Raw genomic sequence first — 234 nt, forward strand, 5'->3', positions numbered from 1 at the left:
GCCCGCCGGCGCCAGGGCCAGCCAGCCCAGCATCGTCCCGGCCACCAGCAGGTTGCGCAGCACGTCGTAGCCCGACAGCGGCCGCACCGACTGGCCGAAGCAGCTGCAGCGGACGATCCCGCGGGCCAGGAACTGGTAGCCCAGCACGGCCGAAAAGGCGCACATCAGCACCAGCGAGAGCAGCATGCCGGCGCGGCTGGCCGGGCTCAGCACCAGCGCGGCGGCCAGCAGCTC

At 73.9% G+C, this 234-nt stretch carries 1 protein-coding gene; it reads right to left on the minus strand.

Going from position 1 to position 234, the window contains the following annotated elements:
• Window positions 1-234, minus strand: a 234-nt coding sequence (locus KVT32_RS31635) for a MauE/DoxX family redox-associated membrane protein (RefSeq protein ID WP_217619588.1), incomplete at both ends; no start/stop codon positions are given.

The organism is Achromobacter sp. GbtcB20 (genome assembly GCF_019091095.1).
Taxonomy (GTDB): Bacteria; Pseudomonadota; Gammaproteobacteria; order Burkholderiales; family Burkholderiaceae_B; genus Achromobacter; species Achromobacter mucicolens.